Origin of the sequence: Halomonas sp. GT, assembly GCF_002082565.1 — a bacterium.
GTDB lineage: Bacteria > Pseudomonadota > Gammaproteobacteria > Pseudomonadales > Halomonadaceae > Vreelandella.
On sequence record NZ_CP020562.1, the window covers coordinates 3,534,982 to 3,551,396 of the forward strand.

Genomic DNA, 16,415 nt, shown 5'->3' on the forward strand with positions numbered 1-16,415 from the left:
TCAGAGTGTTTTACTCAACTATTATAATTTACATGTATGCGTTACATGATTCTTCACTAGGTTCCAACGAGGATTGCGGATGCCCGCCCTTCAGTTAAGCCGAGCCCGCTTACCGGCCACGACGACAATCGATGTGATGGATGCTTACGGCGACTCTCGCCAGCAAGCCATCGCCGCAGAGCGCGCGCTAACGGTTTATCTCAATAAGCGCGAAATTGTCACGCTAATGACGCTGGGCGACGACCCTGAAGCGCTTGTCGTGGGCTACCTACGTAACCAAGGATTACTGCGCCGTGCAGAAGACCTGTTGGTGGTACAGGTGGATTGGGAGGTAGAAGCTGCTGCTGTTGTCACCGACTATTTACCCGACGATTTAGATAATCGACTGAGTACCCGCACCGTCACCACGGGTTGCGGTCAAGGCACCGTATTTGGCAAATTACTCGAACAAACATCGCTCTCTGAATTACCTGAGACACCGCTTGCGCAATCAACGCTCTATCAGTTGCTAACCAATTTGAATACCTATAACGAAACCTACCGTAGCGCGGGAGCAGTGCATGGTTGCGCGCTGTGCCACCAAAGCCGTGTGCTCGACTTCGTTGAAGATGTCGGACGTCACAATGCGGTGGATACCCTGGCAGGCCACCAGTGGCTCAACCAGGCCGAAAGCAGTCGTGCTGATATTTTCTATACCACTGGCCGCCTAACTTCCGAAATGGTGTTGAAAGTGGCGCAAATGGGGATCAGCGTGCTGGTTTCACGTTCAGGGGTGACCCAAAAAGGTGTGGAGCTGGCGGAACGCTTCGGCGTGATGCTGATTGCTCGGGCGAAAGGCAAAAACTTCCAGGCGATTAATACCGCTAACCGCCTAACGTTAGATGCCATCCCAGCCAAACCACCCAGTGCGCGCACGTCTAAGGAGGCCGGTATATGATCACCCCGCAAACCCTCACTGGCATGATTCTCGCGGGCGGCGAAGGCCGCCGTATGGGTGGGCGTGACAAAGGCCTTGAACCCTTCGCGGGGCTACCCCTCGTGGCCCATGTGGCTAAACGCTTTGATGGCCATGTCTCTGAACTATTAATCAACGCCAATCGCAACGCCGATGCCTATGCACTGTTTGCAACACGAGTTATTGAGGACGCGGAAGGCGGCTTTAAAGGGCCGCTGATGGGCATTTATAGTGGGCTACGCGTCGCTAAAACCCCCTGGCTATTGGTCGCCCCTTGCGACTCACCTGCCCTACCGAATGACTTAGTGGCGCGTATGATGGCAGGCATCACCTCAGAAAGTGGAGAGCACGATATCGCCGTTGCGTTTGACGGCGAGCGCCTGCACCCAGTCGTCGCGCTGCTGCGCACATCGCTTGCCGATGACCTAGCGAACGCGCTGGCTGAGGGCGAACGTAAAATCGACCGCTGGTACGCTCGCCACTCATGGTGCAAGGTAGATATGTCGGATTGCCCGGAAACGTTTGCCAATCTCAATACTGAAGAAGAAAAAGCTCGTCTGGAACTTACACTAAGCACTTCCTCTAAAGATCCGGCCTCAAAGGAAGCACTATGAGCCTATCGTGCTTCGAACTCGGTGAGCAAATGCTCAGCGTTGACGCAGCGCGGGAAGCACTGCTGACCTTGGTTGAGCAGCCCGTTGCGGTAGAATCCGTAGCGCTTAGTCAAGCCTATGGCAGGCGGTTAGCCACTGATATTAGCGCGCCAATTAATGTGCCACAGAATACCAATGCAGCCATGGATGGTATCGCCCTGGCATGGCCAGATCAGCAACCTTATCAAACCAAATGGCCGATCGCAGGCGATGCCTTTGCCGGACAGGCATTTGAAGGCAATGTGCCTCTCGGCCAGTGCGTACGTATTACCACTGGCGCTCCCTTACCGTCAGGTACCGACACCATTATTATGCGCGAGCAGCTTAGCGAGCATGACGATTGTGTCATCATCGATGCCCCCGACCGGGTTAGCCATGGTCAGCATGTGCGCCAAGCGGGGGAAGATATTGCCATAGGCGAGGTAGCACTAGTCGCTGGCACACGGCTAGATGCTGCCTGTTTGGGGTTAATAGCGTCACTGGGCTATGGTGAGGTTTGCATTTTCAAACGCCCAAAGGTGGCTATTTTCTCCACTGGAAATGAAGTCACTCCCCCTGGCGAAGCGTTGCTTAGCGCAGGCATTTATGACACCAATCGTTTTACATTGATGGGCTTGCTCAACGAACAGGGTGCCGAAGTGGTGGATTTAGGCATTTTGCCAGATGACCCCAGAATCATTCAAAACGCCCTGGCTAGCGCGGCCAAGCAGTGTGATTTAGTCATTACCAGTGGGGGCGTTTCTGTCGGCCACGCCGATTACACAAAGGAAGCGTTGGAAACATTAGGCCAATTAGCTTTTTGGCGTGTGGCGCTGCGTCCAGGACGCCCCATGGCCTGCGGCTGGCTGGGTGAATCGCGCAAACCATTTGTCGGCTTACCCGGCAACCCCGTCGCGGTCATGGTAACCTTTAGTCAATTCGTGGTGCCATTATTGGAACGTTTACAAAAACAACCCCCCGTTCCACCGAGGCGTTTAACAGCCATTACCCAAACGCCGCTAAAAAGTCGCCTAAAACGCACCGACTTTATACGTGGCATTTATTCAAGCGATGCTCACGGTGTGCTGCAGGTACGTAGTACCGGAGCGCAGGGGTCTGGGATTTTAACCTCGATGGTAGCTGCTAACTGCCTGATTGAGTTAGGTGATGATCAAGCAGGCGCCCAGCCAGGCGACGCAGTCTGCATCCAACCACTGACGAGGTGGCAATGACCAAACAACCAATTGCTGAAAAACTCATTGATGATTTCGGCCGCCGTGTCAGTTATGTACGTATTTCCGTGACGGATCGCTGTGACTTTCGCTGCGTATACTGCATGAGCGAAGAGATGACCTTCCTGCCAAGAGCTCAGGTGCTTACGCTAGAAGAACTTGCCATGGTGGCTCAGGCGTTTACCGAGCTAGGCGTTGAGAAAATCCGCTTAACCGGTGGCGAACCGCTAGTGCGTAAAGGCATTGAGCAACTCGTGGACGATATTGGCGCGCTGCCAGGGCTCAACGACTTCACCATGACCACGAACGGGGCAAGCCTGCGTAAACACGCAAAACGGCTCTATCAAGGGGGGCTGCGCAGGCTCAATATTAGCCTCGACTCCCTCGACCCCGGGCGCTTTAAACAGCTAACCCGCACAGGTGAGTTAGCAAAAGTGATTGACGGCATCCATGCTGCCAAAGAGGCTGGCTTTTCGCGCATCAAGCTTAACGCTGTGATTCTAAAGGGGCGCAATGATGATGAAGTGCTGGACCTCGTCACGTTCGCTCGCAATGAAGGGCTGGATATCAGCTTTATCGAAGAGATGCCGCTGGGCGATGTGTCTGATCACTCCCGAGCTGAGACCTTTTACTCTAGTGACGACGTTCAAGCTCTGATCGAGACACGCTACCCGCTCATGCCCACAACGGAAACCACGCCAGGGCCTTCGCGCTATTTTAAAATGGCCGATAGCAGCAGCAAGGTTGGCTTTATTTCGCCCCATAGTCACAACTTTTGTGATAGCTGCAACCGCGTTCGGGTAACCGTTGAAGGTCGTCTACTGCTCTGCCTCGGCAATGAACACTCGGTCGATTTACGTGCCGTATTACGTCGGCATCCTGGCAATATGCAGGCATTGAAAACAGCCATTATTAATGCCTTGCCGCTCAAGCCCGAGCGCCATCACTTCACTACCGATGGCGATGTCCAGGTGGTGCGCTTTATGAATATGACGGGGGGTTAAACGTTGCCAGCGACTCGTGTGCCAGTGCATATCATTACTGGCTTTCTCGGCAGCGGTAAAACCACGCTTATCCACAGCCTGATCGAGCAAAAGCCTGTGGATGAGAAGTGGGCCATTTTAGTCAATGAGTTTGGCCAGATTGGCATTGATCAAGCGATGTTTGAGCAGCGTGACGATGTCGTCGTCAAGGGACTCCCCGGCGGCTGCCTGTGTTGCCAATTAGCTTTTGTGCTGCAGGCTGCGCTGGTCAATTTGCTCGCCCGCAACAAGCCAGACCGCGTCATTATTGAGCCTTCGGGACTGGGCCACCCAGCTGGCTTACTCGACTTGCTGCGCGGCGAAGCCTTTCAAGATGTCGTGGCCGTTCACGATATTATTGCCACCCTCGATCCGCGCCGTTTAGATGAGCCCCGCGTCCGTAAACACGAGACCTTTCAAGATCAGTTGGCCATGGCCGATGCCATCGCTATCACGATGGGTGAGCAGGCAAGTGCCGAACAACACAACCATGCGCAGCAGTTTGTGACTGAGCTTTGGCCGCCTCGAAAGTGGGTTCATCGCAGTGAGCATGGCATGATGCCGCTATCGCTGCTGTTGAACAGCGGCCAAACCAGTGCCCAAGAAGATACGACCGTTCCTGATACGCATCGGCAAGTGATGCCAACTCCCACGTTGGAGGGCGCTTTTTTTGATGCGGCTCCTCCGCTTGGCCAACCTCAGCATAAGACCGCCAGCTCCCTTGGGTACACCAGCACAGGCCTTCGCTGGCATCCCAGTGAACGCTTTGATCTTGATTGTTTGGCCGCCCACTTAGGTGAGCTTCCCTCATCTGCACGAGTAAAAGGCGTCTTTCATACCGAGCAGGGCTGGAAGCAACTCAATCGAGCTGATGGAACACTTAGTCTCGGAAATAGCGCCTGGCGGCAGGATTCGCGGCTTGAGGTGATTACCCCCGATAATGACGCTGATACCCACACCAATTTACTGATAGAACTGCAATCATCAGGAGCGCTGTTAGGCTAATTGCCTTGGAAGAGCTATTCACCCAGAGCAATTCACCCAGAGCAATTCATCTAGAACGAAACACCATACGCTAAGAGGGTTGAGCCAAGAACGCTTCCTCGATAACGTCTACCGGCATAGGACGTCCAAATAAATAGCCTTGAAAAGCTTGGCAGCCATGAGCCAGCAGCCATGCTTTCTGCGCCTCTGTTTCTACCCCTTCGGCAATGACATCAAGATTTAAGCTTTTTGCCAGAGCAATCGTACTTTCCACAATGGCCGCATTGGCACTGCTCTCTAATACTTGATGGACAAACGACTGATCGATCTTTAGCTGATCAAGTGGCAACTGCGCAAGATAGGCCAGCGATGAATAGCCAGTGCCAAAATCATCCAGAGAAAAGCGCACACCTTGGGCTTTCAGGCTAAGCATTTTGTCACGGGCATCGTCTCGCGCCTCCACAAACAGCGACTCGGTAACCTCAAGCTTTAGCCGCTCAAGCGGTGCTTTTGTTCGCATAAAAACCTGCTGCAAGCGAGATAAAAAATCGCTATCGCGAAACTGCAGTGGGCTGATATTCACAGAAATTGTCAGTTCACGCAGGTGTGGCGTTGCTGCCCAACAGGCTAGCTGACGGCATGCATCCTCAATGACCCACTCCCCGACTTCATTAATCAGCCCGGTACTCTCTAATAGCGGAATAAACTCCCCAGGCGAGACCATACCTCGCTCTGGATGCTGCCAGCGCAGCAGTGCTTCAACTCCCGTAAAGTGACCAAAGCGATTAACCTGAGGCTGGTAATAGAGCCGCCATTGATGACTCTCCAATGCCTGGCGCAAATCGGACTCCAGCTTAACCCGTGCAAGTAGGGTAGCCTGCATCGAAGGATCAAAAAAGCGTATGGCACGACGCCCGCTCGCTTTCGCTTGTAGTAAGGCCATATCGACCTGCTGAAGGTAATCTTCGGCGCTTCGCTGACTATCGGATACGACTGTAATCCCAATGCATGCGGTCACCATGACTTGCTCTTCAGAAAAGCTAATCGGCTCATCAAGCGCCACCAGAAGTTTCTGGGCAATATGTTCTGCTAAACGCCGTGTTTGACGTGGGCTTCCATCGACACCTTCAATTAGCACCGCAAATTCGTCACTACCCAGGCGAGCCAGCGTATCAGTATCGCGCAACATTTGGCCAAACCGCTGAGCAACCTGCTGTAACAACTGATCGCCAGCGAGGTGCCCCAGGGTATCGTTAATATGGTTGAAACGGTCAATATCAATCACCAACAACGCCCCACATCGCTGATGGCGGTTTAGCTCTTTTAACGCGGTCTCCATCCTGTCCATAAAGAGGCGTCGATTTGCGAAGCCCGTTAATGGATCATAAAACGCGAGCTGATGGATCTCTTGCTCAGCGGCTTTACGCTCACTGATATCACTCATCGTGGCAACGTAATTGGTGAGCACTCCGTCTGCATCGTAAACAGCACTAATCGTCAGCCACTCAGGGAACAGCTCACCATTTTTGCGCTGATTCCAGATTTCCCCTTCCCAACTTCCTGTTGCCATTACCCGTTTCCACAAGCGCCGATAAAACGCTGCATTGTGGTGGCCCGAGCTAAACATACGTGGGTTCTTACCGATTACCTCTGCATCGCTATAGCCCGTTATGCGCTTAAACGTCTCATTAACTTTTAATATATTTCCGCGAGCATCCGCCACCATGATACCCAGGTGGGCTTGAAAAGCAGCCGCGGCAATCTTCAGCTCCACTTCTGCGCGCTTCGCTTCGGTAATATCACGGTTCACCGATAACACTCCCTCAAATTGTCCAGCACTACTTATTAGCGGGCTCACGGTGGCATGAAAATGATGCGGCTGAGCATCAATGGTCAGTGGATATTCAAATCTTTCTACTTGATGAAACTGCTGGACTCGCTCAAAAACGGCGGCAAATGCATGGGCTAAGGGAACCGGCAAGACATGTGAAAAGTGCTTTCCCAGTGCATCTTGGCTATTAATAAGTAGCTGCTCTGGGGCAACCGCGTGGATATAGCTAAAGCGCCCTTCTACATCAAATACAAAAATTAAATCCTGAATCGAATGAACCAAGGCATCCATGCGCGCCCCGCGCGCTTGCGCTTCGGCACGTGCTAGCTCTCGTTCTTTTATTCGCTCATGAAGCTGATCAGCCAACGCAAGTCGATTCAGATAGTGACGAACGCCCCAAGCTCCCAACAACGTAATCAAACCAACGACCAACAATAACACCAGCAAGCGCTGACGCCAGCCCGCCATAAGTGTATGAAGGTCAACGCCCACCACAATAAACACCGGATAGTCACTAATTCGATGCATGTGAAATAAGCGATTACGACCGTCAAGGGGAGAGATCGCGGTTAGCGTCCTGGAAAGGTCGCCGCTCTCTAACCACTGCTGTGTATCAGGTGCATTAATTTGGCTACCAATGGTTATTCCTTCACGGGGTGTCGGGTGCCTAGCAACCACCTTTAGATTTTCATCTATCAGTGCCATGCTTTCACCTTCATACACTTGCATTTGTTTCAGCGCATCGCCCAGGATATTGGGCATGATGCGAGACACAATCACCCCCGCGAACTCACCTTGGGCATTCACTAAACGAAGGCCATGATAGAGAAAAAAGCGCTGCTTGCTTGCCGACCAAATAAGCGGCGTCATCATTTCGCTTTGACCACCTTGTTTAAAGGTGCGGAAAAAAGCACTGTCGCCGAAATCTTCCCCTACGTATCGATTATCGTTACTGCTTATACGTAGGCGCCCATCCGTGTCCAATACACTAACACTATCGATCAGCGGCACGTACTCAGTAAGATTGTCTAGCGCTCGCTGAACGGTACTTGCATTTTCGGCTTCTAAAACATCCAATCCCAAAGAGTTTTGTTGGTGAGCATCTAGCAGCTCGGCCAGACTAAACAAGCCTTGGCTGCTCTGCCCAAACATGCCTTTTACCCATTCTGACACCACATGCGCACGGGCAATCACTCGGGATTCAGCGGCATTAAGTTCCTGGTGATACTGGCCTTTGAGCAACCAACCAAACAGCGCAATCATCATACATAATGACAAGATATAGATCGTAATAACTCGCTGCTTTTGGCGCCGAAAGCCAGGCATTATCTGGCTTTTTTTAGTTACCCGATCACTGCGAGCTAGCAGCATTATATGTAGGCCTTATTCAGGTATCCCAAGGCACACCTGATACAGTATAAAAAGAACGTTGAAAGATACACCACAGTGGCTCCTCGTAAGCGGTTCTAAATAGTGGCGTGGCTTGTTTTTGATGTATATCTATTTTCAGCAAAAATGCTCATAAAAGTCGTTATTTTACTTAACAAGAGGCTGCCATGGCATCGTTAGGCCAAATGAGTGACTACGAAATCCGCTTAGTGCGTATTTTTAAAACAGTGGTTGAGTGCGGTGGTTTCACCGCTGCGGAAACTGCTTTAGGCATCAGCCGGTCAGCCATTAGCCAGCATATGAATGACTTAGAAAGCAGGCTAGGCTTTTCGCTATGCCAACGTGGCCGAGGCGGGTTTAGTTTAACCGAAGAAGGCAAAGAGATTTACCAAGCGGGTTTAACACTACTGACCGCGCTCGAAGCCTTTAAAAGCGATGTCAATGCATTGCATCATACCATTAAGGGCGAACTAAATATCGGCATCACCGATAACTTGGTTACCTTGCCCGCCATGCATGTTACTCATGCGCTCGCAGAGCTAACAGCGCCAAACCATGAAGTTACCGTTAATATCCATATGGAACCTTCGGATGCCGTTATTCGAAGCGTGATGGATGGCCATTTGCATGTCGGCGTAGTACCCGCCGTTAATTTACCCACCAGCTTAGAAACACACTTGTTATACGAGGAACCTTCGTTTCTTTACTGCGCAGCTGGCCACCCTCTGTTTAGTGAAACAGATGAAGCATTCACAGCTGAACAGATCGCCGCTTATCCAGCGATAACACCTCGCTATCCACTCCCTAGTGATGCACGTGAAGCACACGAGGCGTTAAATTTACAAGCGTCTGCTTCTGATCGGGAAGGCGCTGCGTTTCTGATTCTCACTGGACGCTTTATCGGTTTTCTTCCAGAACATGTTGCCGCCCAATGGGTTAATGCCGATAAGATGCGCGCTGTACACCCTGCCACTCAGCATTATCAGATTCCGTTTGTTCTAATCACTCGTCATGACCGCCGCCCTAACCGCGTGGTAGATGCATTTTTAGGGTTTGTGAAAGGCACACAATCATAAAAGCTCGGCTAAGTGCCGAGCTTTTATGATTAACGACGTATACACATAGCGCGTTTATGGCAGTTTTGCCGTCTCGCTGGCCATGTGTGGTGCGGGCCCTACCTGAGAAGACGATGTTAAAACGTGGCTGGCAGCAAAATAAACAATCGCACCAAGTGCAGACCCGGTAAACCAGCCATAGTCATAGAACCAGTTCATGGTACCGGTTAACAACGAGATTAGCGTAAGTGCCACCGGCACGCCGAACGCGATAAAACCCGCCGCATTAACCGCAGGATAAGCATGGTTATCCATGTATAAGCTAGGCACATCTAGGCGCTGCTTTTTAATTAGGAAATAGTCCACTGCCATGATGCCTGCGATGGGGCCAAGCAGACTGGAGTATCCTAGCAGCCAGTTTGAATACATCTGCTCAAGAGACACCCCTTGAGCAATGAGACCCGCTTTCTGCAAAAGGTCGTAGCCCATCAATAAAACACCCACAGCTCCGGTCATAAGAACTCCGCGGGTTTGGTTAATCAGCTTCGGGGCAATATTCTGGAAGTCATTCGTGGGAGACACAATGTTCGACGCAGTATTGGTGGAAATCGTGGCAATAATGATTAGCAACATGGCAAGCACTACCCAGAAAGGGCTTTCGATATAGCCAATCAAACGCACTGGGTCAGCAACCGTCTGTCCCACTAGCGACTCAGACGCCGCCGTTAATACAACGCCTAACGCTGCAAAGAAGAACATTGTCAGCGGTAACCCAATCACTTGGCCAACAATTTGATCTTTTTGGCTTTTGGCAAACCGGCTGAAATCAGGAATGTTCAGCGACAACGTCGCCCAAAACCCCACCATCGCGGTTAACCCTGCAAAGAAATAGCCATATACCGACGCGCCTTCTGGACGCGAAGGCGGTTGCGCTAATAGCTCAGTCATCGACATATGCGGCCATGCCCACATCATTAACCCAATCCCCACAGCGAGCAGTAATGGCGCCGCTAAGGTTTCCAGCCACTTGATCGACTCAGCCCCACGAATGACCACGAGAAGATTCATTGCACCGAAGACAAAAAAGCCAATCACTTCACCTACCCCACCAAGCGCAGCCCAAGCAGGAACCAGTTCGGATAACAGAAGATGAATCGCCAAGCCGCCAAACATCGTCTGAATACCAAACCAGCCGCAGCCTACTAGAGCCCGCACCAAACAAGGCACATTAGAACCTAAAATACCGAACGATGATCGCAGCACAACTGGAAAGGGAATACCAAATTTAGTGCCAGGAAAGGCATTTAGAGTGAGCGGAATCAGAACAATCACGTTGGCTAGAAAAATGGCAAAAAGCGCCTCCCCCACACTCAGGCCGAAGTAGGCGGTTAACACACCCCCCAACGTGTAGGTAGGCACACAAATCGACATGCCCACCCAAAGTGCGGCAATGTTCCATTTGCTCCAGGTGCGCTCACTCGCCTGAGTGGGCGCAATATCTTTATTGAAACGAGGGCTATCACCTACGTCTTTACCTACGTCGAGTTCAATTAACCCCTCTCTGTCCACCATTCGGGATGTTGAGCCAGTCATATAGTCTCCTCAGCAGTGCTGTTGCCCATTATAGTCACGGTGTCAGTCTTTCAAGAGCAATAAGCGTGCCTAAAACAAAAGCACAACCACTAACCCATTGATCAAAAGCTGACTTATCAGGCAGACATACACATACTTTTAGCGTGATTTTTGTTATTCGCCTTTTAGCTATTAAAAGCCATTAATAAGCGTAGCTATTTAAATAAAATACGCACCAAAAAGATGCAAAAAAAATATAAAAACTCAAAATAAAATAACACAACTATATGTTTTAAAAACAAAAATAAAACATCACCAAGATTGAACAGTATTTCACCAACTTAGCAAAATCATCACTAAAAATAATAAAAACATTAAAAAATCAAAGAGTTAAACAAATCATTTAAAATTATCAAAAAACACTTGAAACAACACCTAACAAAGGACTATGTTCAAAAAGCTGTCAATAATGACAACTTTACAAAAACAATAAGACGCCGCTGCACGCCACGTGACCACAAACTTGTTACTTGACCAGTAACGTACCGACATGCACATACATGCGGTTGGCGCGTATGACCTGAGAGGGCTGTTCCATGCAGAAAATGAAAATTGGCTTAATTCAAATGGGTCTCAAAACCAGTACCGATTTAGACCCTGCGGCTATCCGCGATGCGATGAACGAAGCGCACCTACCGATGATTCAGCAGGCGGCCGAACAGGGTGTGCAAGTGCTGTGTTTTCAAGAAGTATTCAACCAGCCGTACTTTTGCCCAAGCCAAGATAGCAAATGGTATGCCGCCGCAGAGCGGGTTCCAGAAGGTCCCACGTGTCAGATGATGCAAAAACTGGCTGCCGAACACCGCATGGTAATTATCGTGCCCGTGTATGAAGAAACAGCGACCGGCGTTTACTACAACACCGCCGCCGTGTTTGATGCCGACGGCAGCTACCTCGGCAAATATCATAAAACTCATATTCCTCAAGTTGCCGGCTTTTGGGAAAAATTCTTCTTCAAACCAGGGAAATCAAGCTGGCCCGTCTTCGACACTGCCTACGGCAAAATTGGTGTGTATATCTGCTATGACCGCCATTTCCCTGAAGGATGGCGTGCGCTGGCACTCAACGGTGCGGAGGTGATCTTCAATCCATCCGCTACCGTAGCAGGACTCTCCCAATACCTATGGGAGCTTGAACAACCTGCTTCCGCCGCGGCTAACGGCTGCTTCATTGCCGCTATCAATCGCGTGGGTACAGAAGCCCCCTGGAATATCGGTGACTTCTACGGCTCCAGCTACATTGTTAACCCCCGCGGCAAAATCGAAGCCCAGGCCAGCGAAACGGAAGATGAGCTACTAGTGCATGAAATTGATTTAGACATGGTGCGCGAAGTGCGCAATAACTGGCAGTTCTTCCGTGATCGTCGCCCCGATGCCTACACCCGCCTCACTGATGGTGAGTAGCCCTGATGATGAATCATACGAGGACTTCATGATGAGTTTATTGATCAAAGGCGGCACCGTCGTCACCCATGCCGACACTTACCGCGCCGACGTTCTGTGCGTCGACGGAAAAATACACGCCATCGGCACCAACTTGGATCTCCCCGATAACTGCGAAATCATTGATGCCAGCAATCAGTTAGTAATGCCCGGCGGTATTGACCCTCATACCCATATGCAAATGCCATTTATGGGCGCGGTGGCTAGCGAAGATTTTTATACCGGCACCGCCGCCGCTATGGCGGGCGGTACCACAACGATTATCGACTTTGTCATTCCAAGCCCAGGCCAATCACTTTTAGAAGCCTTTGAGACGTGGCAAGGATGGGCGGAAAAAGCCGCCACTGATTTCGCTTTCCACGTGGCAATCACTTGGTGGGATGAAAGCGTCAAAGAGGAAATGGGCACCCTGGTGCGCGAACATGGGGTAAATAGTTTCAAGCACTTTATGGCCTACAAGGGCGCGATTATGGCCACTGATGACATATTGGTGGAAAGCTTTTCACGCTGCCTTGAACTGGGCGCAGTGCCTACGGTACACGCCGAAAACGGCGAACTGGTTTACCACATGCAGCAGAAGCTACTGGCCCAGGGCATTACCGGGCCGGAAGCTCATCCACTTTCCCGCCCACCACAAGTAGAAGGTGAAGCCGCCAGCCGAGCGATTCGAATTGCCAGCACCTTAGGCGCACCGGTCTACCTGGTACATGTATCTACCAAAGACGCCGTCGATGAAATTGCCTATGCCCGCCAGCAAGGTCACCCAGTATTCGGCGAGTGTCTGGCAGGACACTTACTCATTGATGACAGCGTTTACCAACATCCCGACTGGGCAACCGCCGCCGCCCACGTAATGAGCCCACCGTTCCGCCCCAAAGGGCATCAAGAAGCGCTGTGGCATGGCCTTCAGTCTGGCAATTTGCAAACCACTGCCACTGACCACTGCTGCTTCTGCGAAGAGCAAAAGGCCGCAGGTAAAGATGACTTTACCAAGATCCCTAACGGCACTGCTGGGGTAGAAGATCGCCTTGCAGTGATATGGGACGAAGGCGTTAACAGCGGCAAACTTTCGCCCCAGGAGTTTGTCGCAGTAACGTCTACTAATACCGCCAAAATTTTCAACCTGTACCCCCGTAAAGGTGCCATCCAAGTGGGCGCCGATGCCGATATTGTCGTGTGGGATCCTAATGGCACACGTACGATCTCAGCCAAAACTCACCATCAAAATGTCGACTTCAACATCTTCGAGGGCAAAACGGTACGCGGCATTGCTCGCCACACGATTAGCCAGGGGAAATGGGTATGGCGAGATGGTGAACTGCTCGCCGAGCGTGGTGCTGGGCGCTACTTAAAACGCCCCGCCTATCCAGGTGTGTTTGAGCTACTGGCTAAACGTGCCGAATTAAATGCCCCGGTAGCTGTAACGCGCTGAGCAACTCCTCAACAAAAGCAAAAAAGCCAACAGGAGAGATGACCGTGAATCACTCACTTGATCACCTGCCCAGCGCACAAGAGGTCGGCACCTACGACCCACCAACGCTGGCAAGCAACTTTAGCGACCTTCATCCGCCGTTAACCCACCGCCAAGCAATGATTGAAAGCCAGCGCTGCTTGTACTGTTTCGACGCCCCCTGCGTTGAGGCGTGTCCATCGGATATTGATATCCCAAGCTTTATTCGCCAAATCAGCGAAAACAACATTAATGGCGCAGCAGAAACCATTCTGGAAGCCAACATTCTTGGCGGCAGTTGCGCCCGAGTGTGCCCCACTGAAATCCTCTGCGAGCGTAGCTGTGTACGCAACCATGATGCAGAGTGCCAGCCCGTATTAATTGGCCTGTTGCAGCGCCACGCCACTGACCATATGCAGTTCGAAAGCCACCCGTTTAAGCGGGCGGCTAACAGCGGCCGACATATCGCCGTGGTAGGCGCGGGCCCCGCTGGCCTTTCTTGTGCTCACCGCTTGGCAATGCTGGGCCATCAGGTGACCATTTTCGAGGCCGAACAAAAACCAGGCGGACTGAATGAGTACGGTATCGCCCGCTATAAGATGACCGACGATTTCGCACGCAAAGAAGTGGAGTTTTTACTCGAAATCGGCGGCATTGAGCTTCGGTACGGCCAGCGCCTTGGTGATAATTTGTCGCTTGCGACGCTGCATCAGCAGTTTGATAGCGTTTTCCTCGGCTTAGGTCTTGGTGCCAGCCGTGCCTTAGGGCTCACTGGGGATGATTCTCCCGGCTTAATACCAGCCGTTGACTACATTAAAACCCTGCGCCAAACCAAAGACCTTGGCAGCTTACCTGTCGCCAAGCGCTGCATTGTGATCGGTGCAGGTAATACCGCCATTGATATGGCGACTCAAATGGCTCGCCTAGGCGCGACAGAGGTAACGCTAGTCTACCGCCGTGGCACAGAGGCGATGTCCGCTACCGATCATGAGCAAGAAATTGCCAAAGCGAACGGCGTACGCATGGTGACGTGGGCCCAGCCAGACGAAATTTTATTGGATGACCAAGGGCGCGTGGCGGGTATGCGTTTTGCCAAGACCCACGACCAAGCTGGTCAGTTAACACCCACTGGTGAAACATTCGACCTTGCCGCCGATGCCATCTTCAAGGCGATTGGCCAAGGCTTTGATAGCGCTAGCCTGACGGATGAAGCCGCCAGAGAGCTTGCCCGCGACGGCGAACGTATCCAAGTTGATGCATTCTTCCGCACCTCAATGCCCAATGTTTACGCGGGTGGCGACTGCGTCAACTCCGGCCAAGATCTCACCGTTCAAGCCGTTCAACACGGCAAACTGGCTGCCCATGCCATTCACCAAGCGCTTGCCGCCAAGCAGGAGGCCGCATGAACACACTCCCTTTCACACTACCGGGTAAGAAAAATAGCGGCGACAGCGTGGTGAACGGCATTGACCTGTCGGTGAATTTTGCGGGCATCAAAGCCCCGAACCCATTCTGGCTAGCCTCTGCCCCACCCACGGATAAAGCCTATAACGTAGTACGCGCCTATGAAGCGGGCTGGGGCGGCGTCGTCTGGAAAACCCTTGGCGAAGAGCCACCTGCGGTGAATGTCTCTTCACGTTACTCTGCCCACTATGGCAAAAACCGCGAGGTGATCGGCTTCAATAATATCGAGCTCATTACCGATCGCTCGCTGGAGATCAATCTTCAAGAAATCACCCAGGTGAAAAAAGACTGGCCCGACCGAGCGCTGATTGTCTCCATTATGGTGCCCTGTAACGAAGAAGCCTGGGCACATATTTTGCCACTGGTGGAAGCAACTGGCGCAGATGGCATTGAGCTAAACCTGGGCTGTCCCCATGGCATGCCGGAACGCGGCATGGGTGCAGCCGTCGGCCAAAACCCCGACCTCATCGAAAAAGTCGCTTACTGGTGTAAGAAGCACTATTCCAAACCGGTGATTGTAAAACTCACACCCAATATCACCGACATTCGGGTAGGTGCCCAAGCGGCACTACGGGGTGGCGCCGATGCGGTGTCGCTGATTAACACCATCAACTCCATCACTAGCATCGACCTGGACAATATGGTCGCAAAGCCCACGGTAGGCCATCAAAGCACTCACGGCGGCTACTGCGGCAGCGCCGTAAAACCTATCGCACTGAATATGGTGGCGGAAATCGCCCGCGACCCAGCCACGGCCGAACTACCACTGTCTGGCATCGGGGGAATTTCCAACTGGCGGGACGCTGCAGAGTTCGTTGCCCTAGGCGCAGGTAGCGTGCAGGTATGTACCGCTGCAATGCTCAATGGCTTTCGCATTGTGGAAGAGATGAAGGATGGTCTTTCACGCTGGATGGCAGAAAAAGGCTACGACTCTATTGAATCGTTCTCTCGCAAAGCGGTGCCACAAACCACTGATTGGAAGCACCTAGACATCAACTTCAAAACCATTGCGAAGATTGATCAGGACTTGTGCATTGAGTGCGGCCGCTGTTATATCGCTTGCGAGGACACCTCCCACCAATCGATTGCCAAGCTCACCGAACAAGATGGCGCGCGCCGTTACGAGGTAATCGAAGACGAGTGCGTTGGCTGTAACTTATGCCAAATCACCTGCCCAGTGGAAAACTGCATCACCATGGTGCCCCAAGAAACGGGGAAACCGTTCCTAGCCTGGGACAACGACCCACGCAACCCCTTCCGCGTCGCGTCTTGAAACATTCGCCACGCTTCAATGTTAGTAATGGCACCGCCCTCTTTAGTGAGGGCG

Annotated in this window: 12 protein-coding genes; 10 read left to right on the forward strand and 2 right to left on the reverse strand. The window is 51.8% G+C overall.

Annotated features, from left to right (window positions below):
* The first annotated feature begins 79 nt into the window (after positions 1 to 79).
* The 5 genes from B6A39_RS16085 to B6A39_RS16105 are packed head-to-tail and all read left to right on the forward strand — an operon-like array spanning position 80 to position 4,846.
* Positions 80 to 937, forward strand: a complete 858-nt coding sequence (locus B6A39_RS16085) for a formate dehydrogenase accessory sulfurtransferase FdhD (RefSeq protein ID WP_083007247.1) — start codon at positions 80 to 82, stop codon at positions 935 to 937.
* Entirely contained in the window at positions 934 to 1,569 is a 636-nt protein-coding gene (gene mobA, locus B6A39_RS16090; protein ID WP_083007248.1) for a molybdenum cofactor guanylyltransferase MobA, read from the forward strand. The genes B6A39_RS16085 and mobA overlap by 4 nt, the downstream gene beginning before the upstream one ends.
* Positions 1,566 to 2,819, forward strand: coding sequence for a molybdopterin molybdotransferase MoeA (gene moeA, locus B6A39_RS16095; RefSeq protein ID WP_083007250.1), 1,254 nt, complete (start codon positions 1,566 to 1,568; stop codon positions 2,817 to 2,819). The genes mobA and moeA overlap by 4 nt, the downstream gene beginning before the upstream one ends.
* On the forward strand, positions 2,816 to 3,823 hold the full coding sequence (gene moaA, locus B6A39_RS16100; RefSeq protein ID WP_232318725.1) for a GTP 3',8-cyclase MoaA: 1,008 nt from the start codon (positions 2,816 to 2,818) through the stop codon (positions 3,821 to 3,823). The genes moeA and moaA overlap by 4 nt, the downstream gene beginning before the upstream one ends.
* A 3-nt stretch (positions 3,824 to 3,826) precedes the next feature.
* Entirely contained in the window at positions 3,827 to 4,846 is a 1,020-nt protein-coding gene (locus tag B6A39_RS16105) for a CobW family GTP-binding protein (protein WP_083007252.1), read from the forward strand.
* 70 nt (positions 4,847 to 4,916) lie between these two features.
* On the opposite strand, the gene B6A39_RS16110 is transcribed toward B6A39_RS16105, so the two are convergent.
* Positions 4,917 to 8,027, reverse strand: coding sequence for a bifunctional diguanylate cyclase/phosphodiesterase (locus B6A39_RS16110; RefSeq protein WP_083007253.1), 3,111 nt, complete (start codon positions 8,025 to 8,027; stop codon positions 4,917 to 4,919).
* A 185-nt stretch (positions 8,028 to 8,212) separates the two neighbouring features.
* On the opposite strand from B6A39_RS16110, the gene B6A39_RS16115 reads away from it, so the two are divergent.
* Positions 8,213 to 9,121: a LysR family transcriptional regulator gene (locus tag B6A39_RS16115; protein ID WP_083007255.1), complete on the forward strand. Its 909-nt coding sequence runs from the start codon at positions 8,213 to 8,215 to the stop codon at positions 9,119 to 9,121.
* A 54-nt stretch (positions 9,122 to 9,175) separates the two neighbouring features.
* Here the strand turns inward: B6A39_RS16115 and B6A39_RS16120 are convergent, their stop codons facing one another.
* Positions 9,176 to 10,693, reverse strand: coding sequence for an NCS1 family nucleobase:cation symporter-1 (locus B6A39_RS16120; protein ID WP_083007256.1), 1,518 nt, complete (start codon positions 10,691 to 10,693; stop codon positions 9,176 to 9,178).
* Between the two features lie 575 nt (positions 10,694 to 11,268).
* Here B6A39_RS16120 and B6A39_RS16125 point away from each other — a divergent pair.
* From B6A39_RS16125 to preA, 4 genes are read left to right on the forward strand one after another with little or no spacing between them, the layout of a single operon-like run.
* A complete protein-coding gene (locus tag B6A39_RS16125) occupies positions 11,269 to 12,135 on the forward strand; it encodes a nitrilase-related carbon-nitrogen hydrolase (RefSeq protein WP_083007258.1) in 867 nt (288 codons plus the stop codon).
* A gap of 31 nt (positions 12,136 to 12,166) precedes the next feature.
* A complete protein-coding gene (gene hydA / locus B6A39_RS16130; RefSeq protein WP_083007939.1) occupies positions 12,167 to 13,606 on the forward strand; it encodes a dihydropyrimidinase in 1,440 nt (479 codons plus the stop codon).
* 38 nt (positions 13,607 to 13,644) lie between these two features.
* Positions 13,645 to 15,030, forward strand: a complete 1,386-nt coding sequence (locus B6A39_RS16135) for an NAD(P)-dependent oxidoreductase (RefSeq protein WP_232318726.1) — start codon at positions 13,645 to 13,647, stop codon at positions 15,028 to 15,030.
* The gene (preA, locus tag B6A39_RS16140) at positions 15,027 to 16,361 is read left to right on the forward strand and encodes an NAD-dependent dihydropyrimidine dehydrogenase subunit PreA (RefSeq protein WP_083007260.1); all 1,335 of its coding nucleotides are present in this window, start codon (positions 15,027 to 15,029) and stop codon (positions 16,359 to 16,361) included. Before B6A39_RS16135 ends, preA begins: the two co-directional genes overlap by 4 nt.
* The last annotated feature ends 54 nt before the right edge of the window (positions 16,362 to 16,415 follow it).